12 protein-coding genes, 1 tRNA gene and 2 pseudogenes are annotated in these 23288 nt (G+C 42.3%); 6 read left to right on the forward strand and 9 right to left on the reverse strand.

Translation table 11 applies throughout. From position 1 onward, the window contains the following. Window positions 1–240 precede the first annotated feature (240 nt). From K0T93_RS01740 to K0T93_RS01750, 3 genes are all read right to left on the reverse strand, one after another. A complete protein-coding gene (locus K0T93_RS01740; protein ID WP_225721678.1) occupies window positions 241–1764 on the reverse strand; it encodes a fumarate hydratase in 1524 nt (507 codons plus the stop codon). A 61-nt stretch (window positions 1765–1825) separates the two neighbouring features. Further along, window positions 1826–2386 (reverse strand): TIGR00645 family protein, encoded by a 561-nt coding sequence (locus tag K0T93_RS01745; protein ID WP_225721679.1) that lies wholly within the window; start codon window positions 2384–2386, stop codon window positions 1826–1828. 1841 nt (window positions 2387–4227) lie between these two features. Further along, complete coding sequence (locus K0T93_RS01750) at window positions 4228–5715, reverse strand: cryptochrome/photolyase family protein (protein WP_225721680.1); 1488 nt, start codon at window positions 5713–5715, stop codon at window positions 4228–4230. Window positions 5716–7514: 1799 nt separating this feature from the next. Between K0T93_RS01750 and K0T93_RS01755 the strand changes: the two genes are divergently transcribed. Then, window positions 7515–8585, forward strand: a complete 1071-nt coding sequence (locus tag K0T93_RS01755) for a phytoene/squalene synthase family protein (RefSeq protein ID WP_225721681.1) — start codon at window positions 7515–7517, stop codon at window positions 8583–8585. A 264-nt stretch (window positions 8586–8849) separates the two neighbouring features. Beyond that, window positions 8850–9359 carry a tRNA adenosine(34) deaminase TadA gene (tadA, locus tag K0T93_RS01760; protein ID WP_225721682.1) on the forward strand — a complete coding sequence of 170 codons (510 nt, stop codon included), beginning with the start codon at window positions 8850–8852 and terminating at the stop codon, window positions 9357–9359. Between the two features lie 400 nt (window positions 9360–9759). Here tadA and K0T93_RS01765 read toward each other — a convergent pair. The 3 genes and pseudogenes from K0T93_RS01765 to K0T93_RS01775 all read right to left on the reverse strand — a co-directional run bounded on the left by K0T93_RS01765 (window position 9760) and on the right by K0T93_RS01775 (window position 12137). Then, window positions 9760–10421 (reverse strand): annotated as a pseudogene (locus K0T93_RS01765) (amino acid ABC transporter permease). A 12-nt stretch (window positions 10422–10433) separates the two neighbouring features. Continuing rightward, a pseudogene (locus K0T93_RS01770) lies at window positions 10434–11033 on the reverse strand (transporter substrate-binding domain-containing protein). 57 nt (window positions 11034–11090) lie between these two features. Further along, window positions 11091–12137 carry a quinone-dependent dihydroorotate dehydrogenase gene (locus tag K0T93_RS01775; RefSeq protein WP_225721683.1) on the reverse strand — a complete coding sequence of 349 codons (1047 nt, stop codon included), beginning with the start codon at window positions 12135–12137 and terminating at the stop codon, window positions 11091–11093. A 1174-nt stretch (window positions 12138–13311) separates the two neighbouring features. Between K0T93_RS01775 and dusA the strand changes: the two genes are divergently transcribed. Together dusA and K0T93_RS01785 are read left to right on the forward strand one after the other, a co-directional pair. After that, window positions 13312–14289: a tRNA dihydrouridine(20/20a) synthase DusA gene (gene dusA, locus K0T93_RS01780; RefSeq protein ID WP_225721684.1), complete on the forward strand. Its 978-nt coding sequence runs from the start codon at window positions 13312–13314 to the stop codon at window positions 14287–14289. 178 nt (window positions 14290–14467) lie between these two features. Next, a tRNA-His gene (locus K0T93_RS01785) sits at window positions 14468–14543 on the forward strand. 662 nt (window positions 14544–15205) lie between these two features. On the opposite strand, the gene K0T93_RS01790 is transcribed toward K0T93_RS01785, so the two are convergent. From K0T93_RS01790 to mfd, 3 genes are all read right to left on the reverse strand, one after another. Beyond that, complete coding sequence (locus K0T93_RS01790) at window positions 15206–16339, reverse strand: tetratricopeptide repeat protein (RefSeq protein ID WP_225721685.1); 1134 nt, start codon at window positions 16337–16339, stop codon at window positions 15206–15208. Window positions 16340–16392: 53 nt separating this feature from the next. Continuing rightward, entirely contained in the window at window positions 16393–17070 is a 678-nt protein-coding gene (locus K0T93_RS01795; RefSeq protein ID WP_225721686.1) for a PspA/IM30 family protein, read from the reverse strand. Window positions 17071–18350: 1280 nt separating this feature from the next. Next, complete coding sequence (mfd, locus tag K0T93_RS01800; protein WP_225721687.1) at window positions 18351–21848, reverse strand: transcription-repair coupling factor; 3498 nt, start codon at window positions 21846–21848, stop codon at window positions 18351–18353. Window positions 21849–21938: 90 nt separating this feature from the next. On the opposite strand from mfd, the gene ispD reads away from it, so the two are divergent. Further along, entirely contained in the window at window positions 21939–22676 is a 738-nt protein-coding gene (ispD, locus tag K0T93_RS01805; RefSeq protein WP_225721688.1) for a 2-C-methyl-D-erythritol 4-phosphate cytidylyltransferase, read from the forward strand. Between the two features lie 59 nt (window positions 22677–22735). Then, window positions 22736–23215: a 2-C-methyl-D-erythritol 2,4-cyclodiphosphate synthase gene (gene ispF, locus K0T93_RS01810; protein ID WP_225721689.1), complete on the forward strand. Its 480-nt coding sequence runs from the start codon at window positions 22736–22738 to the stop codon at window positions 23213–23215. Window positions 23216–23288 lie beyond the last annotated feature (73 nt).

Here is a 23288-nt window from a genome sequence, read left to right on the forward strand (position 1 = left end):
TGATTGACTTATTATATTTATACTTAGCTAGCTTATTTGGCTAAAAATTTTAGCACATCTACACATACACGAAGAATTAATTATTGCTGTTAGCTTTTTTATTAGGCACTTAAATATTTTAAGACTTTTTGTTTACTCGTATAAACAATACCCTGCCGTGAGCATGAATATCAATAAATAAAGTACTCTCTTAGTTAGTATTGTATATATGGATTTTCTGCTTCATATTTTTCTAACTCGCTACATGGCTAGAATCGAAATCTCATTAATTTTAGTTTTCCATTCTTTCGGTCCAATCTGATGAATTGATGTTCCATTAGAATCAATTGCTACAGTGACCGGCATATCTTTGACTTCAAATTCAAAAATAGCTTCCATTCCGAGTTCCTCAAATGCGAGAATGCGCGAGCTTCGAATTGCTTTAGACAGAAGGTATGCAGCCCCTCCTACCGCTATCAAGTAAGCGGCTTTATGTTTTTTGATTGCATTGATCGCAGCTGGGCCGCGCTCAGCTTTACCAATCATTGAAATCAGACCGGTTTTCTCAAGCATTATTTCGGTGAACATATCCATCCGAGATGAGGTCGTTGGACCAGCCGGTCCAACGACCTCATCTCGGACAGGAGAAACCGGACCAACATAGTAAATTACACGGTTTTTGAAGTCAACAGGCAGTGGATATCCGTGAGCCAACATGTCTACTATACGCTTATGTGCAGCATCGCGTCCAGTCAATATCTTGCCCGAGAGCAACAGTGTCTGGCCCGATTTCCATCCTGAAACCTGCTCGCGTGTTAGTATATCGAGGTTGACACGCTGGCTATTTCTAGTGTCTGGCCGCCAATGTACATTGGGCCAAGATTTTAGCGGAGGTGGATCTAATCGGATACTACCGGTACCATCAAGCGTAAAATGCACATGGCGCGTTGCCGCGCAATTCGGGATGATTGCAATCGGCTTGCTAGCCGCATGCGTGGGCGCCGCAATAATCTTCACGTCTAGCACAGTAGATAAGCCACCTAGCCCTTGTGCACCAATACCTAACATATTAACTTTTTTATATAGCTCGATGCGTAGTGCCTCAATCCAGTTGAGCGGTCCACGGGATATTACATCTTGGATGTTAATCGAATCCATTAGAGATTCCTTTGCCATCAACATCGATTTCTCAGCAGTGCCACCAATACCGATTCCAAGCATACCTGGCGGGCACCAACCAGCGCCCATTGTCGGTACAGTTTTTAGTACCCAGTCAATAATTGAATCAGTGGGATTTAGCATCGCGAACTTCGATTTATTCTCTGATCCACCACCTTTAGCTGTAATCTGTAGGTCGAGATTATTTCCAGAAACTATCTCATAGTGGATGACTGCTGGCGTGTTATTCTGGGTGTTTATGCGCGCACCTTCTGGTGGGTTAACGATTGAGGCACGCAATATGTTATCGGGGTGTGTATAGCTGCGCCGCACACCTTCATTAATCATATCTGTCACACTCATCGTTGAGCCATCCCAGCGTATACCCATCCCGACTTTTATAAATACTGTAACAATACCAGTATCCTGGCAAATCGGGCGGCGTCCCTCAGCGGACATACGACTGTTAGTAAGGATCTGTGCAATTGCATCTTTTGCTGCCGGGTTTTGCTCGAGTTCGTAGGCACGCCCTAGCGCCTGAATATAGTCAGTTGGATGATAGTAGCTGATATATTGCAATGCATCAGCGACGCTTTGGATCAAGTCTTCCTGCTTGATAATTATCATAGCTAGTTTTTTATGAAGGGTACTATATCGGTTGGCGGAGGAACAAATGTTCAATCATAAATTAAAGCGTTGACTGGATCGGAACATGCGGAACGTGCGATGTAAGCCGATCTACCCAAGCCATTACAAGTGCCGATAGCAAGAATGTCATATGGATAAGTACTTTCCACATCACTGCTTGGGGAGAATGTTGGTCAGGATCAATAAAGGTTTTAAGCAAATGAATCGACGAAATACTAATTAAAGCCATTGATAACTTGACCTTCAAAACACCGGCATTGACGTGGTCAAGCCATTCTGGTTCATCCGGATGACCTTCGAGACCCAGTCGTGATACGAACGTTTCGTAGCCGCCGATGATCACCATAATCAATAAATTTGAAATCATCACGACATCGATTAAACCAAGTACTACTAGCATTACATTCGTTTCAGTTAGAAAAGCTGCATGTAATAGTAGGTGCAAAAGCTCTTTCAGGAACAGAAAAACGTAAATAGCTTGTGCAAGAATTAATCCTAGGTATAAAGGTAATTGCAACCATCGACTAAAAAAAATTAGCGATGGCAGCGAGCGCATACGGTGAGGCCCAGAGGGCAAAAATGTTGGGTGACTAGAAGGCATGATGTAGCACGAAAATAGTACTGCTCTGATTGTGCAAATAATAGCAAGAGCACACAGATCGAGTCAAAAACGCGGGCATTGTACCGCATCTTAGTAAGATTACTGTACTGTGACGTCTGGCTTAGGCGTATAGTGGCACTATACAGGGCTAGTAGAGCTGCACATGTTAGATAATGTAAGAATATGTGGAGATTTATTACTTACTGATAGTAAGTTCGATATATTTATAAAATAAGCATATCAAGGTTTTGGGTGAGCCCTAACAAGTGCAGAGTTAGTAATGAAACCGCATTGCTAGGACTCTCTATTACAATGGGAGTGAACGCATATACGACGCAATAGCAACAACATGGTGCGTAAATAGCGATGTGATACAGGAAAAATGTAACTTTTTAAAGTTATTTAAGACAGATTAAATATCTTCTGTTAAATAGATTTAAGCAGTGTGCTGTGAGCGAGAGTCTGTTCTGTATATTATCACTAATAGCAGCTATTATCACTAGCATCAGCACTAGTTTCCTCTGGGGCGCTTTTTATTAAAATCAGACTGTAGCCGAAAGGGATTCTAGGCGGCTCTAGAAAGAGAGAATTTGACGTGGTATCGCTAATTTATGAATATGCTGAATTAAGTTTGACTGCGAAATATTGGTTTAACAATTTATAGAAACTCTCGCCCTCTACCATTATTGGTAACGAGATTTTTAATGAATAGCTAATCGATATTGACGATAGTGATTATCGGTGAGGTATTTCTAATAGGGGGTTGTCATGTAACACAAAGTCTTATTATTTAGTAATATATTAGCTACAAGATTACATAATGGTAAAAGCGTAAGAATACACTACGTGCTCGGATTAACCAAGAATAGTGCGAATGCCGAATATCTAATATTTGGTGAGTCTATTGTTGAATATTAATCAAATTATGCTTCAGTGCAACATTAACTCACAGCTATCTTATGTAGGCTATGTGACACTTAAATAAGTGTTTAATACAATTACATTGGTAGGTACTAGCTATACATATTTTTGTATAGTCAATTGTATATGATTATTTTGGCTGGTAGCTAGCTGATCCCATCTACTTTTCTTCATCGTTGGAACAGCTGTGAAGCTGAGTGGTCTGGAAATACGGATTTACTACTGTTAGTCATATCTTTAAAAAAGTAGTTTAGTAAACAAGAAATTTTCGTTCGGAATCCTGATATTCTGCCCATAGATTAACGATAATAATTCTCTTTTAAAAAACTAAATAATTTCAATTAGTTCGACACGGGCATGTTCTAGCCATCCTAAGAATGGCGGGTCTATATTTTTCTTAAAATAATATAGCCTAGAGCTATCGGCTAGAAAGGGTGGTAGCCTATTTCTGTGAGAAAAATGCTGTCTAGGCGGTTGAATCTAACAAACCTTATTCATTAATATCAGTACAGCTGTACTTACTGTTAAATAGATAGCTTCGGGATATACTTGTCTCTTATTTAAGAGCAGCAACATACTACAGGATATTTGAATATAGTTTCCTATTGTTAGTCTGCTGAATTGATGTGCTTTATAGAGTTATTCTATAATAGTTTATCGTTTGCTTATAAATCAAAAACTCAAGCCATATTAGGAAAACCAGCTTAAAGAGAGAGGATAATGCTATTTTTTCTAAATCACGATTATTAATATAAGTACGACGATACGCCTCATCAATATCGGAAACGATAATAAAAATAGGGCGCGTATTGCACTAATACTAACCTATCTATATTAGATCTGCTACGGGTTGGATGTTGATACCACGGACTCTGTTTTCTCTAGATTATTATTAGCCGTGTCGCAAGCTACTTTCTTAACTATAATGACAGCTCAGAATCGCTAGATTCGTACCTGTGAATATATTCCATCGCCTTCAGCGCACGTTTGCGTGCCTGCTGATGAAGCACGATTGGTAGTGGATAATCCTGACCTAACCGCACTGACGCTGACGCTAGTTGTGTGGGTTGTGCGAGCCATGGAGCATGAATACATTCGTTTGGTAAGCGCGCAAGTTCGGGCACCCAGCGCCGTATATAAACAGCCTGTGGATCAAATTTCTCACTCTGTAGAACAGGATTAAATATACGAAAGTATGGCGCTGCATCAGCTCCGCTACCAGCTACCCATTGCCAATTCATAGGATTGCTAGCTTCATCGGCATCCACAAGCTTGTCCCAAAACCAGGCCTCTCCTTCGCGCCAATTAATAAGCAGATGCTTTACTAAAAATGATGCTGTTACCATCCGTACACGATTATGTATCCAGCCAGTATGACAAAGCTCCCTCATACTGGCATCAATAAGTGGATAGCCAGTGCTACCACTTTTCCACGCATATAGATCTGTAGCAGCGTCACGCCATGGCATAACATCGAATTGTCGTTTTAAATTTATTTGATGTAGTGGCGCATAATGATAGAGTAAATAATATGAAAACTCACGCCATCCCAGCTCGTAGAGAAATTTATCTACGCTTCTTTTCACGATAGACGTACTACCTTCTACAGAGAGTAGAGCATGCCATACTTGCCGTACTGAGAGATTACCAAAACGAAGATACGGAGATAACAAGCTAGTTACTTGCATCTCCGGAAAGTCACGTCCACTCGCGTAGTAAGGTAGGGAATTTGTGAGAAAATCACTCAGCTGTGTCCATCCCGCTTGCTCCCCACATTTCCATGTCCCGAGCAATTTATTACTTAAATCATATGTTTGAGTCTGGAATGCTATTCTAGACAGGTTTTTTAGTGGCGCCACTCCGGCAACATTTTTCGGAACAGGAAAGAAATTTATTTTCTGAGGTCTGGGCCGTGGTGCTTCAGGATAATATGCGTGTCGTGCGGTTTTCCAATACGTGCTGAAAACCCGAAATGGATAGCCGGCTCTCGTTGCTACAGCCCACGGCTCTCGCAATAGATGTCCGTTGAAAGTGAAAACCGTAATGCCTCGTTTTTTTAGAGCTGCCTTGATTCCCGTATCAGTTTTGCGTTGAGCTGACGAATACCTACGATTCCAGCATACCTCTATTGCGCCAATTACTACAGCGAATGATTCAATGCTCTGTGCCTCAGACCCACAAAGAAGGGTCAATTCTCCGCCCAATGCTACAAGCGTATCATTAAGCGCGCATAGAGATTCGTTAAGCCACAAGCGCGCAGCTCCTCCGTGCGCGCGAGTGTTTTGTGGTGCTGGGTCGTGAATATACGTGCATATAATAGGGTGACCCGTAGAAATAGCATATTCGAGAGCGGGATTATCAGCTAGGCGTTGATCATCACGAAACCATACAATGACAGGTGGGGGCAAATGGAGTAGTGTGGATGACTGTTGAGATTTATCAACAGCCTTGCTTTTTAAGAGGTTACAGAAAATAGGTTAACTCACAGTGTTAGACAACTAAATACTTTGAGAAAGCAAGAAGGAAATCTTCGTTCTTTAGACTAAATTTCGTCAAGGACTTTTTCTCCGATTTTACATATATTATTTCAAACTTAGTCTATATGACAAATTAGAAGTTCCTAATGTCTAGAGCTACGGGGCGGCGGATGAGAAAAACGGATTTAGAACAATAGGGAAATATTGTATGAACAAAAAAGTACACTTACGATAGATGTGCGAACTGTACAGATAGCATTGAGAGGATGATTTTAAGATGAGAATATTATTGCCCACATGCGAGCGCGTTCGCGTCGCTATCGTAACAAGCCTGGGTCAATGGATAGCAACGGGAGATTATTGTACAATGCATACTACCTTAGAAATAGCTACGAAACGCCTATTATCTTCGAATATTAATTAATGTTAGGACACGTGTCCTTATCTTATTAATTTAATCTATTATGTAGTGCTAAAAGAATTTGACCTGTGGCTAGCATAAGACTTTAGATGTACATCTAAACTAGATTTTAGATAAAACAGATTATTTTTATAGTATGTTCGCACTATATATTTCATCAGTTATTCTATATATAGGCATGCTATCCTATGCAGCCTTTCACTAAGGTGTCTTTCCTGATAAAAAACTAGGGGCTATTTAAAAGTAATCTAAATTTACGCCACCTGGGAGGCGTCACCTAATAGACAGTATTTTTGTTTAGGTTATTCAGATTTTTATATCAGACAGAAGCTAAGGTTGCTCGCAAAGTGAGGCTGATGTTACTACTAGATTTTAGTACAATCGACTATATAGTCGTTGAGCTAACCTCTAGAATTCGCTGGACAGCGCAATCTATTTATTGATTGTGAATACAATAGTAATAGGATAATTGCAGCGTTAAATTTGAGGAGAAACCAATACTCAAAAAGTTTTGCCTCTCCGAGAGAGCTATCTTTGCTAGTTTAGCGCCGTAAGCTACACATTAGTAAACATTTATCTAACTCAACAGTAAATACTCATCGACTCGATTATTCTATAGATGTTATTTATTTATTGGTGCGATATGTTGCTAATATTGCTTCGTATGCACATGAGTATTTTTACTTTTTTATACTTTATCGGTCGATAGCATATAAATACCCAGGATTTTATCCTGAATTAATAGTTAATATATTTCAAGCGGAATAGCCCAGTGACTCAGTGCATTTTCTCAAAAATATTATTTTTTAAGAGCATAATTTCCCTTTAATAAGACAACGCTTTCAATAGCGAAATTAGGTACTTAGTCAAACTATTTATTAAAACTCGATGGTTAGCGCTATGAGTTTCTATATAAACCGGATTCCTGCTGTTATGCGTAGAAGCGCGCTCGCTTACTTAACGCACAGAAACACTAATTGAGTTAAGTCTTCTTCTAAATCCAGCGCGAGCATAAACGTGTACTCGCTCTGGCGAATACTTAATATTCAAAAATATCAATAAAAATATTTTATTGAAGCAAACTAGACTGCGATAATACCTGCAAGCCGCTTGCTGGATCTCACTACGCTACAGATACAAATCTGTAAGTTACTATAATGATGTTGTTCACGATGATTAATGTACGACTGCGCGATGTCTGATTTATTATTGATCTGCAATTCTATATAGTAAGACTTACGTGCGATATGCCCCTGAGACGCTAAACTTCCTAAAACTAGATGCTTCTGAAACTACTACTAATTAATCTATGCGTAATTCGATGTGCGATTTCCTACTTGGCCCGTTACTCAAGAGTGTGTCCCGCTCTTTTTACTTGACACTGCGTGTGCTGCCCGTCGACATGCGATATCCAGTAGGATTAGCATATTTGCTAGCACGTGCCGCTGATACAATTACAGATATGCCCCTAATTAAGCCTGCATTACGCTTGAAGATGCTACTGAGACTGCGGGCGTACGTAAATGGAGAAAAATACGATTGTGCACTGCTTCATTCTATTACCGAACAGTTAGCTGATCAACAACGACACCCTAATGAGCAGTTGCTATTAGAATCGATCAAACCGGCGTTGGAAGTTCTACAGCAGTTGAGCGCTTTCGATCGCGTAGCAGTTCGTAGAATTGTGTTAACGCTTACACGTGGCATGGAATTTGATTTAACCACTTTTCCATATGAGCGCTCCGGCCGGATCGTAGCGTTATGTGCATGGCATGAACTCGATCAGTATACCTACATGGTTGCTGGCTGTGTAGGCGCTTTCTGGACGGAGATGACTTACGCATATTTCCCTAATGCGCTGTATGGAGATCCAGTAATAATGACAGAGCGCGCTGTTTGCTTTGGCAAAGCTCTACAGTTAACTAATCTACTGCGTGATTGTGCGAAGGACTTGCGAATTGGTCGCTGCTATATACCGTCATCAATGCTAGAGCGGTATAGTTTAACGCCGCAAGACCTACTGTCTACCGATTCAGCTATTCGGGTGCTTCCGATAATACAAGAGCTTACACGCTATGCGTTAGCGCAATTTCGCGATGCAATTAACTACATGCTAGCAATCCGCCGTTCGTCTACACGTCTAAGACTAGCATGCTTATGGCCGATTGTTATTGGTTTAAAAACTCTCTTTCTATTAGCGAGTAGCACGAACTATCTAGTGCCCGAGCTAGCTGTTAAGATGCGTCGACAACACGTGTATAAAATTATTGCCGTCTCGATTATATTTGTTAACTCTAATACGTTATTACGCGCTTGGCTAGAGAGATTAATCACTGCAACAGAGTGTCAACTTTACCATATTTCGAGCGATAGAGATTAAACTTTGATAAAAGTTAATACACTTAATGAGCATCCAAGATGCTTTTTCCAGAAAAATTATTCGATGCACTTATTTTGTCTTTTTCTACTATAGGATAAAATCCGTGTAGGAAATTCGAATTTCTGTGCAGAATCTATAGTAAAATACGTGCTCTGCAAATAAAGATGTAGTGCCTACGCGAATCCATCGCGTTATTAAACTATACCTATAGTATCAGCGCATAGGATTAGTGATTAAGAAGAGGCCATTTCGAGAGAGGCTTGGATGCGAAATAGCGCCCTGTCTAAGGAAGTCCTATTGACTCGCGATACTTATTTTATGACTTTAGCATATGCCTCTGCGCGTCAGGCCTATGCTGTTGGTGAAGTACCAGTAGGTGCCGTGATCGTGCAGAGCGATAGGGTAATTTCACATGGTTTTAACCAGTCAATTAGTACTCATGATCCATCTGCGCACGCAGAAATAGTTGCTTTACGCGCAGCTGCCCGTACGCTGTCTAATTATAGAATGCCAGGATGTGAACTATACGTAACGCTGGAGCCATGCCTGATGTGCGCCGGCGCTATCATACATGCACGTATTGCGCGTGTAGTATTTGGGTCCTATGATTTAAAAACAGGTGCATGCGGCAGTGTAGTAAATGTGTTTGCGCAGCATCAGTTAAATTATCATACGAGTATCAGTGGCGGCATATTAGCTGATACATGCTCACATCAGCTAAGTCAGTTTTTTATTGAGCGTAGAAATCAGATCCGCTCAGCTTCGCGTAATTAGTGATATAAGTACACCAGGTATTGCATTATCTCAGTGGTAGTCAAGTATATATCGCATACGACCTTTCCCCTATAGGGGAAAGATTTTGTGTAATCAAGTAATTGTCTATCAACTTTCCTGTGGGTGTTGTATATCGAGTGGATGCATGCCGCTATATATTAGCGATACGTAATACGTATGCTTCAGTATACTTCATCGTATACTGATGTACTATAGATTTTAATTAATACAAACCCTTAGGTTATCGCTATATAAAGTATCTTAATAGGGAATTTCATCATTTATGTCACATCGAGAGTGATAATGCACTTTAATTATTTAAATTTAAATATAGCTAAATCTACAGGACGTTTGTCCTTCTTAGTGAAATCGGCATTTTCAATGCTGAGTACATACTAGCTTAGTGTCCTATAGGCAGTGCAAGATGGGCTTCAGGCCAGTGCTGGAACTTCTCAAGCAGATGACAAAGCACCCAGTATATACATGCCACGCCGATATAAAGAGGCAACGGCTGATAGGTGGCGGCGATTACTTCTTGCGCGCTGCGCAGTAGCTCTGTTACGGTGATTACCGATACAAGCGAGGTATCTTTAACAAGACCAATGAAGCTATTAGGCAGGCTCGGCAGCACAATATGCAGCGCTTGTGGAGCGATCACGTAGCAAAGCGTCTGCTGATAAGATAAGCCAAGACTATATGCAGCTAGCCATTGGCCGCGAGCAATACCTAGAATTGCACCACGCATATTCTCAGAAAGATAGGCCGAGACGTTTCCTGATAATGCCAATACTCCAGCTGGAGTCGGATCTAACTCAATCCCTACGCTTGGCAGGCCATAGTAAACAACAAAAATCTGAATCAGTAGCGGTGTTCCACGCATAATACTGATGTATGCTCGGGCTGCAGTCACGCACCACCGCTGATCACACTAATACTTATTAGTGTGATCAGTATACCCCCTACTAACCCAAACACTATTGATAGCAGCGCAAATTTAATCGTTAGTAAGGCACCCGCAGCAAGCGCTGGTGCAACGTATAGCAATAACATCAACTGTGATATCAAGATGGTAACTTACTTTAGTGATTGAGTTACATCGACTTTAAACCACTTGCGAGAAATATTGGGCAGCGTTCGATCCGATTTCAATTGGTCAATAATATTAACAATAACCTTAGAAAACTTAGGGTTATCTTTCTTAAATGGGATACCTATCTTTTCCTGCTGTCCTAGCGTATCGCCTGGCCGTAATGATAGAGTAGTATTCTCAAGAAGGTATGCTAGCATTAGACGATCATTTAGTACCGCGTCAATACGACCTGCGACTAGAATCTTCTATCTAGTTGATGTTATGCCAACTTGATTCACGACTATATCAAACTTCCCAGCTTGCAGCCCAGCAAGGACGCCACTCCATTCAGCCGCAACAAATTCAGGCTTTACGCCAAGTCGCATCGCAATCGCCTTGGCTACATCCACGTCATAGCCTACGAGTTCTCTATGGCTATTGCGAGCATTAAATGGCGGATACGTTCCTTCAAGACCGATACGTAGCGTACCACGCTGCTGAACTTGATCAAGCAGATTAGTAGCTCGTGTAGATACAGATACTGCGCCAAGCGCGACGCTAACTAACGTCGCTGCAATCCACTGCCTAAGCGGCGAAAGATTCATTATTTTTTCTTTTAGTAGTAGTGAAAAAGGGAAACTTTTATACTAGAAACTGAAAGCCTATACTACACACGAATCGTAATAACTAGCGGTAGCACGCACGCATTCGTCTATTAGACTTGGGCCTCGATAGATTAGGCCGGTGTAAATTTGTACTAACGAAGCACCAGCTGTAAGCTTTGTATTCGCGTCCTCGCCGCTTAGAATTCCTCCTACGCCTATAATTGGTATAGCGCCGCCTAATTGCAGGTATAGTTTTTGAATTACTTGGTTAGATGAGTTTAGCAGCGGCCGACCAGATAGCCCGCCAGCTTCATTGCTATGGGGTAAACCCTGAATTTTAGCGCGAGATAATGTTGTATTAGTCGCGATTACGCCATCGATGTGATGCTGTAATAACGTATCTGCAAGTAATTTGATTTGTTCGTCATCTAGGTCTGGTGCGATTTTCAGTACTAGTGGCACCTGCTTACCATGAAAGTCCGCAAGGCGCTGTTGCTTCTCTTTGAGCACGCCTAATAGAGCAGATAGTTCAACAGGAGCTTGAAGCTTTCGCAAGTTCTTGGTATTTGGCGATGAGATATTAATTGCAATATAGCTAGCGAAAGGATAGACACGTTCTAAGCAGTACAGATAGTCATCGACTGCACGCTCAATCGCTGTATCTGCGTTTTTACCAATGTTTAGGCCCAGCACGCCGCGATAGTATACGCCTCTCAAGTTAGAGATGAGGGAATCCACGCCGTTATTATTAAAACCCATTCTATTAATCAAGGCATTAGCCTGTGGCAGTCGGAATAGTCGAGAGCCGGGGTTGCCTGGCTGCGGACGCGGCGTCACTGTTCCAATTTCGATAAAACCAAATCCGAGCGCTGCTAACCCGCGGATGTACTCGCCGTTCTTATCTAGGCCAGCAGCAAGTCCTACTATATTCGGAAATGTCAAACCCATCACTGTGCGCGGCGTATCAGGAATATTCGGGACAAGGTAACGTAAGAGGCCAGCGTGGGCAGCTGTGTCTAGCAGATGAAGTGTTAAATAATGAACAGTTTCCGCATCCATGCGGAATAAGCACTTACGTGCGAGTAAATATAGAGAACTAAGCACGGAGATAAGTGAGCCAACGCCCTTGACTTGAAAGTCAATTATTTTACCAAGGTGAAGCTTATTATATTCTTGAATATCTCAAGAGGCTTAAAATTTTTTGTACGTTATCTTGCCGCTTTATCGAAAGCAATACAAAATGAGCCATCTATTCAAATATAAACTTCTGACTAAGGGCGAATTATACTGGCTGTATTTACTTTATATTGCAATTTACTAATTGCTACTATCGTAATAGGGTAGCCCAATAGCGAACATCAAATCGGCGAGAAGCCTGAAGCTTGAAGCCTAACTTCATAAATTGCGTATGCTTTTTTAAGCTTGATAAAGTAACTTCGCCCAGCTACTTGCTCGGTGCAACCATTTCTCTAGGTGGCCGTATACGGTACAGATACTGTTGCTAGTATTTATTACGGCGCCGACCAGTAATACTGGCGATTTACTAAAGTAAATCCATGTCGCTACCCCTATTAAGCAATCCATGCTTGATATATAAATCATTAAACCGCTCTGCAGTCGACTGCATACTAGTATTAAACTAGTATGCAAAGCTATATGGGAAAATCCCATAAAATAACAGCAAGATAATAAAGTGTTTCCATCTGACTAATATGATTTATATTTAAATTAATTCTAGAGCTCGCTAAGCAATAGGGTCGTCCCCGCAGGGATATTATTTGTTAGTTTATCGGGCTTTATAAGTTACCTACCTTATCGCGTGCAGTAGTTAATTTAAAGTTTGGAAATTCTATTGCTCCCTCTGGGAAAACTTTTTGACTATGATTCACTTTGATAAAAGTGAAACCTGCTTCCATGCGGGGATCGTAGTTTGCCTATCACTAATAAAACTTATTTCTGAGCCCTGCGTCACATATTTCATGCGATTTCAGATCCTGAATTTTAGATATACGTTGACAACAACACGCTTATTTAAGCAATGTAATTCAAGTTACTAAAACCTTTTTACTATATAGCGAGACGATCTGTTTCTAGCAACAACTATTAACGGTTCTCAGCTACTGTACTGTAATAAGTATAAGTCATGATGTAATGATTCCTAAATTAGGGATTTTTTGATAGATTACGGTAGATAGTTTAAATAAAACACAGGATATAAGACTACTAAAAGTGGTAAAGTATGCCTGCTATACCTACATATCCTCTGCCCGTTATTCCGATGAGATACTTCGAAACTCATCACGCTCGACGCATTTGCGTCGCACCAATGATGGACTGTACTGATCGCCATTGTCGATACTTTCATCGGAAGTTATCCCGCCATGTCTACTTGTATACTGAAATGGTAACAAGCCGCGCGCTGTTGTTCGGCAATATTGCGCGACATCTATCAATTATGCCAGAGGAAAACCCAATTGCATTGCAGCTTGGTGGAAGCGATCCAGGAGAGCTTGCCCGCTGCGCAAAGCTCGCCGAGTGTTGGGGCTATGATGAAGTTAATCTAAACTGTGGCTGTCCGTCCGAGCGAGTGCAACGCGGCGCATTCGGTGCATCCTTAATGAAGGAAGCAACGCTAGTTGCTAATTGCGTGCAAGCAATATGTGATAGGGTGACAATACCAATAACGGTTAAGCACCGGATTGGTGTAGATGAAATCGATAACTATGAATTCGTGCGTGACTTTGTGGGCACTGTAGCGCAAGGGGGGTGTCGAGTATTTATCGTCCATGCACGAAACGCGATGCTGCATGGACTATCTCCTAAAGAGAATCGTGAAATTCCAGAGTTAAAATATGACTATGCTTATAGGTTAAAGCGTGACTTCTCTGAGTTCGAAATTATTATTAATGGTGGCATCAAGACACTACACGAGGCGCATGAACATTTGCATTACGTTGATGGCGTGATGATCGGGCGCGAGTTTTATCATAATCCTTTTCTTCTGGCGGATGTTGATAAATTCTTCTACAATCCGTCGGCTGTGGTGCGAACACGCAGTGAAGTCGAGCAGGAGATGATCGAGTATATTTGTGCTGAGTATGCTCGTGGCATCCACATTAGCGCCATCACGCGACATATACTAGGACTTTATCGTAATCAACCTGGCGCGAGAAAGTGGCGTCGCGCATTATCAGATCCCCAGAAGTTGTCTACCGGCATTCTGCATACCTTCGATAAGGCATATGCGTCACATTAAATGCCTACTTAATTAATTCAGTATGATTACATCATGTATATTACATTTAAGTAAGTTCATATCTAGCCCAATATTTTTTCCCACTTTTGCTAGAAAAATATAAAACATTTGCATACACTTGTCAGAAGAACTTTAGGCGGTATACTAAATGTATTAGCATGTATCAGTTCTTACAGTGGTGGCCGTAGCTCAGTTGGTAGAGTCCAGGATTGTGATTCCTGTTGTCGTGGGTTCGAGACCCATCGGCCACCCCATAAATTTTATCGGCGGTAAGTTATAGAACACCGTGGTAGCAGCAAGGTTCTACAGACCAGACATTCTTTAATATAAAAATATAGCACAAGCCTTATATAGATACACAGGCATCCAAGCACGAGCAATAAAAACACCTGGAGCACCTAGAATTTATTAAAAATTAATTTTAACTACAACGTTTTATAGACATGGCTCTAACTAAATTAAATTCTTGGCATATTTTGACCATATTGCAGTTGATATAAACACTCAGCTATCGCATATTTGTCCAGATAAATATATAGATCCGATGCTAATAGATAGTCAATAAGTCTGCGTTACTACACAATTAAAAATGAATTTTGTTTAAAAAATTATTACATTTTAAATATAACTTCAGAATATAAACTGTATATAACTATATACCAAAATAAACATGAAGAGATAGGTTACTATAAAAACACAGAAGCACGATAACGCATTCTGTTTTAGAGCTTAGCCTGCGGTTGTGGTAGATTTTCTATATGGATAAGATATAGTTTGACCTAAAATAGAAAGCTGTACTAGGTACTTGCTTAGAGAACGCGAGCCCTACGTAATTGTAGATTATAATGTTCACGACTAGAAAACCTGCTAATGTTAGCTACCAATATCGCGAAGTATTCAGGCCGTAAAGCGGTATTCAAGTCCAGTTTGAGTTATCATTATCCCCGATATCTATGTTACCACCTGCCATATCATCCCAGTCGTCGTTTCTGTTACTGATGTCAAGTCCTGAATTAAGTGGCATATCCAGATGATCACACTGACGGTTATTGTTGACAATCACCTGCTCAGGAACGTTTCTAAGAATTTGTCCGAACAGCATGCCCGCTAATAAACCGCTCATACCATATCTGTTGTCGCTAGTTTGCTGCACGATTACAGTTGGTTGCGGTTGTGTAGATTGTTTTTGAAAATTGTCTTGTGTATAAATAAGCCGGTCAGCTTCTTGCTTATATATAGAAGCACCCCCCTTGCTTGATAAATTTCCGGCACTATTAACTATATTGCTTGTAGCAACCCCCAAATTAGATTGGGCTGCAGATTGAGCTTGAATGCTTGTTAGACGCGACTCGAGATGCTCGAGTACATAGTTTTGTATTGAAGTAGTCTTGTTTGCAAGCTTATCGGTTAAGTCACATAACTCTCTTTCGATTGTATCGACCTTACTAAGTAGTACCTCATATCTATCCTCCATCGAGAGACGCATATCGAGCCTAAGTGAGCGCGTTGTATTTAGTAGTTCGGTCACATGCTTAAGTTGCGCTCGACGATGCTCTTGCTCGAGAGTATTATTATCCAAGCGCGTGCGTAATACAGTGCGTCGCACTAACAATATAACTAAAGTGAGTAGGATAATAAAGCCGATCCACATATTCCTTGATATAGTTTGCCGCTGCACAGGCGCGATTAGTGACGGCTTGTTGTTTTTTATCGCGCGCTTAGACTCTCGCTGAAGATATGCCTCGATAGCGTTAAACTGTTCAGCACTAGAGGAAAATCTTAGTTCGGGGTCAAGCAAGCGAGCTTTCTGGAGCTCAGATAGCGCATCCGAAGCTTGGCCCTCCCTGGCGAGTACCTGGCCGTATAGATAGTGCGCATAAGTGCTATTTGGATGTACACGCAATACTTGAACAAGCTGGCTATGCGCTTTCTGCCAGTTGCCCTGTGCAATTGCATTGTTGACCTGATGCATACTGGGTTCTGCAAAAGCTAAAGTCCATGCTGTGATAACAGCGCTAGTAGCCAAGATAATTGACAGTAGTTTTTTCATCGTTTGATTGGCTATATAAGCCTAAGCCAGCATATAAAGCACGTGATTTACGACTAAATAGTTTTGCCAATCTTCTTTTTTAAGACCTCAAGACAATCGTCTACAGAGCCTCCTTTAGATAGGACTGCTAGCTTAGCATCTAGTGATTTTCCGATCCGCTCATTAACTGAGTTTAGACGCGAGTCAGAGCGCGCGTTTTGCAACGCGACTTTTTCCTCAAGTTCACGGAAATCTTTTGCAAGGTTTTGGCTGCCTATGCCACCTAGAGCGGTAGCAGCCGTATTCTTTGCCTGAGCAATATGCTGCTCAGCCTGTAAGATTTTCGAGCGGGTATTTAAGTTGTTACGCCGTTCGTGCATCTCATTTATTTGCTTTTTGAGCTGCTCAAGTGATGGCTCTAATGCTGCAAGTTCTTTCGCAATCGCGTCACGTTCGGCCCGTGCATTTATCTGCGCATTAAGTGCTTCTCGAGTTAGTGCCTCATCGCCAGCTTGTAGAGCACGTTTCGCTCCGTCTTCATACTTTTCTACTTTGTTATCGGCAATATCATGCTTGCTGCGTTGCATCGAGACCTGTGCTTCGATCTCAATAAGAGAGTCCTCTGCTTTCGCAATACTCTCGTCAAGTTCACGTACAATCTGCCGCGCCTCACTCGACGGGTCCCGAACCGATTCCGCTGCGTCGTTTAGTAGACCCTTAATTGTACGAAAGATAATATTTAGTACCGACATAAATTTCTCCATTGATTAAACTACACCTGCGTATCAGCTCCGAGTAAGATGGGGGCTGGGTAGATAGTTGTAAGACTAATACTTCGCGTACAGTTTAGTAGTAGCGAATACATATTAAAAACATGGTTTGCGAGCGCATTTATAATCTGAACACGATAGCGGAATAGTATACGTTAATAAAATTATGACCTTATCTCGACATGTTCGTCTAAACAGAACTAGACTGCTTTACTCCTTAGAGTAGTAAGCGCTACTTCTATGGCACTCCAGATAAGAGTATGTTGTGTTCGTAGTTGCTTTACTTATACCGGGCTAGGTACTGCAGTAATTCGCACATCAGTGCCTGGCTAGGACCTTGATCCCCAAAAATTGGAGTTATTGCTAGTGGAAATATTAGTCAATTATTATTCGAGGCTGTAAATCCTTGTTTATACACTTAATTAAGTGTTGATTTTTAAAAAGTGTTGATTTTTAAATTTAGATCAACTCGCGTCGGTTGTGTGTAGCTTTCTAGGCCAGACTATCGCATAGTAATGAAGAAAGTCGTGCTATCCATCGAAGATTATTAGTTCTATCAGCCGCGAGCATAATTATAGTACAAATAGTTTTGTAACTACTTTTTATCTAAAACGAACCTACGTAAACAAGATCTATATAATGCTGCCTTCCTAATAAAATGAAAGGGGTTACTATCTGATGATTAGATCTCTTAAGTCATATATGAATCATATCTAATTTAGATAACACGTGCACAGATTTTCTAAGGTAGTTTGTATGTACTGCGCGTCTAGGGGCCGAAGACAATCTTATTGATAGGCTACTAGTATAGTGTGCCCACAAAACATTATTCGCTTACAGCCCCAGTATCAATTCTGGGTTTATAAAAGTGAGATAAGGGCACATTTTGAATGTCTGTGCGCAAATTCACCTATATATAAATAGTCGATACAGATTAGCCTCCAGGGGGACTTTCGTGTTTTCGCATCATGCAATCGTACGATATACACATGAAGTATATGTGCTTAAATGACGTACTAAGAAATAATCCGGCATCAGATTTAAGCTGGGTGTAAGTTCTCATATTAAAAATACGCTGATTCTGAGGATCGGGATTCTTGGAGCTTTAATAGTCTATGAATAGACTATTTTCTTTTTTTAAACTCAGTTATTTACCAATCTCTCAATGAACCTTGCTTTGCCTAAAATATAACCCAAGCAACTATAACAAATCTCTTATCAAGCATGAGGTCATCATTTTAATAGTACATACGAAATCTAACTCACGCATTTAAAGAGTGCTCACGCTGCATACTAAGGGCCTGTAGTGTTTCTGTGATCGTCTTGACGCGGCTCTCCAGGTCAGGGCTGTGTAGTTTAACCTGTAATTTATCTTGCCCTGCTAATTTAATATAGCTGAATTTCTGCATCATTTTAATAACACGCCCCGGGTCTATTGCTGGATTTGTCATAAATTGAATCCAGATTATATTTTCCGATGCGTCAATCTTTAGAATACCTAGCGGCTTAGCAAGCAGCCTTAATCGATGGGTTTCAAGAAGCGCCTGCGTCTGTATTGGCAACTTCCCAAAGCGATCAATTAATTCTTCATGAATGCTATTGATATCATCAGGTGTCTCACAACTAGCTAAGCGCTTATATAGTAATAAGCGCTGTGGTACGTCATTGCAATATTCAGCGGGTAGGATTGCTGGCATATGCAAGTTAATTTCGGTTGTAATAGCTAGGGGCGCATTTAAGTCTGGTTCACGTCCATCCTTTAACGCGCGTACGGCATTGTTGAGCATATTAGTGTAGAGTTGGAACCCAATTTCTTGGATGTCTCCAGATTGTTTTTCGCCTAGAACTTCTCCGGTGCCGCGTATCTCTAAATCTTGCATTGCAAGATGGAAGCCACTCCCTAATTCCTCCATTTTTTGGATAGCTTCTAGGCGTCTCTGGGCTTGACATGTTAATGATTGTAGATCGTTGAGAAGTAAGTAGGCATACGCTTGATGATAAGAACGACCAACTCTGCCTCGCAACTGATGCAGCTGAGCAAGACCGAATTTATCAGCGCGATGAATTAGGATCGTGTTCGCGTTTGGCACGTCTATCCCAGTTTCTATAATTGTCGTGCATAACAGAACGTTAACTCGCTGCGCTACAAAATCGCGCATTACGCGTTCGAGCTTGCGCTCGTGCATCTGGCCATGCGCTACTGCAATGCATGCCTCAGGTACCAGTACCTCTAGCGCTGTTCGGCGTCTGTCGATCGACTCAACTTCGTTGTGCAGAAAGTAGACTTGGCCACCGCGCTTGAGCTCACGCAACACAGCCTCGCGTATTATGCTGTCCTCCTCATGCCGCACAAAGGTTTTAATAGCCAATCTCTTTTGAGGTGGGGTAGCAATAATTGAGAAGTCCCGTAATCCCTCTAGTGCCATACCTAGCGTACGAGGGATAGGGGTGGCCGTTAATGTTAATACATCTACTTCCTCGCGTAGCGATTTCAGAGCCTCTTTCTGCTGTACGCCGAATCGGTGCTCCTCGTCGATGATGACAAGTGCTAGGCGCTTGAAACGCATATCTACAGATAGAAGTCTATGAGTGCCAATTACAATATCAACATTACCATTATTGATCTCTTGGATTGTAGCGTTGACTTCCTTGGCAGACTGGAACCGTGATAACTCAGAAATCCGAACCGGCCAATTAGAAAAACGGTCGGTGAAAGTCTGCATATGCTGCTCGGCTAGTAATGTTGTCGGTGCTAAAAAAGCTACCTGCTTACCATTAAATACTGCAATAAAAGCCGCGCGTAGTGCTACTTCGGTCTTACCAAATCCGACATCGCCGCACACCAGTCTGTCCATTGATTGCTCACTAGTCATATCGTTGATGACTTCTGATATAACGGCGGCCTGGTCTGGTGTCTCGTCAAAACCAAAGCTTTTTGAGAAGCGCATGTAGTCGATCGGATCTAGAGAAAACGCATGGCCCTGACGAGCGGCACGGCGTGCATATAGGTTCAATAGCTCCGCTGCTGTATCTCGAATATGCTGAGCAGCACGCTGCCTAGATTTTTCCCACTGCCCAGAGCCAAGTGCCTGGAGTGGAGCATTATCCGGATCAGCAGAATTGTAGCGAGAAATCACGTGCAATTGGGACACTGGAACATAAAGCTTACTGTCACCCTGGTACGCTAGATGTACAAACTCGGTATCGCCTTCACCTATATCCATTAGTACTAGGCCCATATACCGTCCTATTCCGTAGTGACTATGAATAATAGGATCACCAACTCTTAGCTCTGATAGGTCGCGTACCATTGAGTCGACATTGCTAGTATCTTGTTTCTGGCGCCGATGATGCACAGCTCGGCGAGCAAGTGGGCCATATAGCTCAGTTTCGGTAACTAACGCAATATGTTCGCCTGGTAAAACAAAACCGTATGCAATAGGTGCAATAGCTAGCCCGAATGATGCATCGCTTTGTATAAATTCCTCGAAAGAATCGAATAGAGATATCTGAAGATGATGATCAGCAAGCAATTGAGCGATAGTTTCGCGGCGACCAGATGACTCAGCGAAAAGCAGAACTCGCTGCTCTGTTATGCTGAGATAGCGACGTAGCGCGCTGAGCGAATCATGCGCGCGATGATCAATTGCTAGTGATGGAAGAGGCATCGACCAGCGTTCTGTTTTATTATCTGATAGTTTCGAACCTAGTAAAAGTCGCGCAAACGGTCTGACTGAGTTGAAAAAGTCCTGCTCGGATAGAAATAGTCGCTCAGGCGATAGGATTGGACATTCACGGTTATGCGATAGAAGCGTGTACCGCTGCTTCGTTTCGGTGCTAAATTGTCGTATCGACTCCTTAATATTGCCAATCATCACTAAATGTGTGTGCTTAGGCAGGTAGTGAAAGAGAGTTGCAGTATCTTCGAAAAAGAGTGGTAGGTAGTATTCGATACCCGATGACGCTATACCATCGCCAATATCCCGATAGATCTGCGCCCGAGAGGGATTACCCTCAAATTCAGCGCGCCATCGACTACGAAACGCATCGCGAGCGGGCTTATCAAATGAAAATTCACGTCCCGGCAGCAAGAGTATGTTACACACCGGGTACAGACTACGCTGCGTATTAGGATCGAATGCACGAATCAAATCGATCCGATCGTCGAAAAGGTCGATTCGATAAGGTATTGAGGAACCCATCGGAAACAAATCGATCAATGAATCACGCACACAGTATTCGCCTGGATGCACAACCTGGGTCACGTGTTCATAGCCTGATAGTGACAACCTCGACTTTAGCTTAACTTCGTCTAGCTTTTGGCCTTGCTTAAACTCGCAAGTGTATGTGGCCATGAATGTAATCGGTGGCATCCGATACAACGCAGTTATAGCTGGGACAATGAGTATGTCGCAGCGTCCTGAGCCTAAATAGAATAGTGTAGAAAGTCGTTCTGAGACGAGGTCTTTGTGCGGAGACAAGGTATCATATGGCAGGGTTTCCCAGTCCGGCAGAAGCTGAACGCTTGCGCCGGGCAAGAAATAGCCTATTTCCTGCTGCAGTCGCTGTGCATCAGCCGCACTCGAGCAGATAAGCGTAAGCATCGGTATACGATTACGATAAGCCAAATAATAGCGCGTAATTAATAACGAATCAGCCGACCTTAATACGCCATCGAATACATAGCGCCGCCCCCCCTTTAGGAATGGGAAAGGGCAGATAGACGGTAGATTAGGGAGGGCGGCAGAGTAATGTAGCATGATCAAGTAAGAGAATTGCGTCTGACAACTAGAAGCTCTTATTATAAAATCTGTCTTTCATTTTGACTCTGTATGAATTGTGCGACTTTTGTGACTTCCCACTTGTTTGCCCTAATTCTCTGCGCCGGTATTGGTTCGCGCTCTGGTTCTCTAATTCCAAAACAGTACCGGATAATTGCAGGACATAACCTGTTGTACTACTCACTAGCCGCATTTGATGCATGCTCGGAATTTACCCAAACACTCGTAGTCCTTGCGCCTGACGATACCTATTTCAACCCGCGTGCCTTGGGCGCATTGCGCTATACAGTTAAGCGATGCGGTGGCAAAATCAGACATGAATCTGTGCATAATGGATTACTTGAACTATCCGAATTCGGCGCACGTTCTGATGACTGGGTTCTAGTTCACGATGCGGCCCGACCAGGTATCACGCCGGAATTAATCCGCGCTCTAATAGCCGCCGTACGAGATGATCCTATTGGTGGTATTATAGCGATACCAATGGTCGATACGCTTAAGCGCGTTAATACGCTGCAGTGTACTTCGATTAGCGATAGGCCGACGATATTACGCATCGGCTCAACTGAGCCTCGAAACTATTTGTGGCAGGCGCAGACTCCGCAAATGTTTCGTATCGGGGCGTTGCGAAACGCGATTATGCAAGCTCGGATAGATGACAGTTCGATAACTGACGAGTCTTTCATGCTCGAATTGATGGGTTATGCTCCCCAGGTTGTACAAGGCAGTATGCGTAACTTCAAAGTGACATATCCGGAAGATTTCGCGTTAGCTGAAGCGTTCCTCACGCATGATGCACGGTGCTGAATTAGGCTACGCGTATCTCGCGATACTCAATCTACTTAATATAGTGTGGAGAGCAACGAATGAATTTTCGAATTGGCCAGGGCTACGACGTGCATAGACTCATACTAGGACGGCCGCTAGTGCTTGGCGGGGTAACGGTACCTTATGAATACGGGCTGTTCGGATATTCAGACGCTGATGTATTGCTGCACGCAATCACGGATGCGCTACTCGGCGGCGCGGCACTAGGTGATATTGGCCATCACTTTTCCACCGCCGACCCCAACCTTGCAGGCGCTAACAGCCGCGTACTATTACGCGAGGCAGCACGACGCGTGGCACAAGCTGGCTATCATATCGTTAACGTAGATAGCACCATGATTGCACAACAGCCTAAGCTAGCTAAGTACATTCCGTCAATGCGCGAGAACATTGCGATAGATCTTGATGTAAACAGCGTTGTTATTAATATCAAAGCGAAGACTAACGAGAATCTAGGTTATCTCGGCCGTGGCGAGGCGGTTGAAGCCCAAGCCGTAGTGCTGCTTGCCAGCCACTGAGCCAGCATGCTGCATTAGCATACTAAAATAACAATGCCAATTCAGACGTAGTAGTAATACTATTAGAGTATGG

Origin of the sequence: Candidatus Vallotiella sp. (ex Adelges kitamiensis), assembly GCF_020342435.1 — a bacterium.
Classification (GTDB): domain Bacteria; phylum Pseudomonadota; class Gammaproteobacteria; order Burkholderiales; family Burkholderiaceae; genus Mycetohabitans.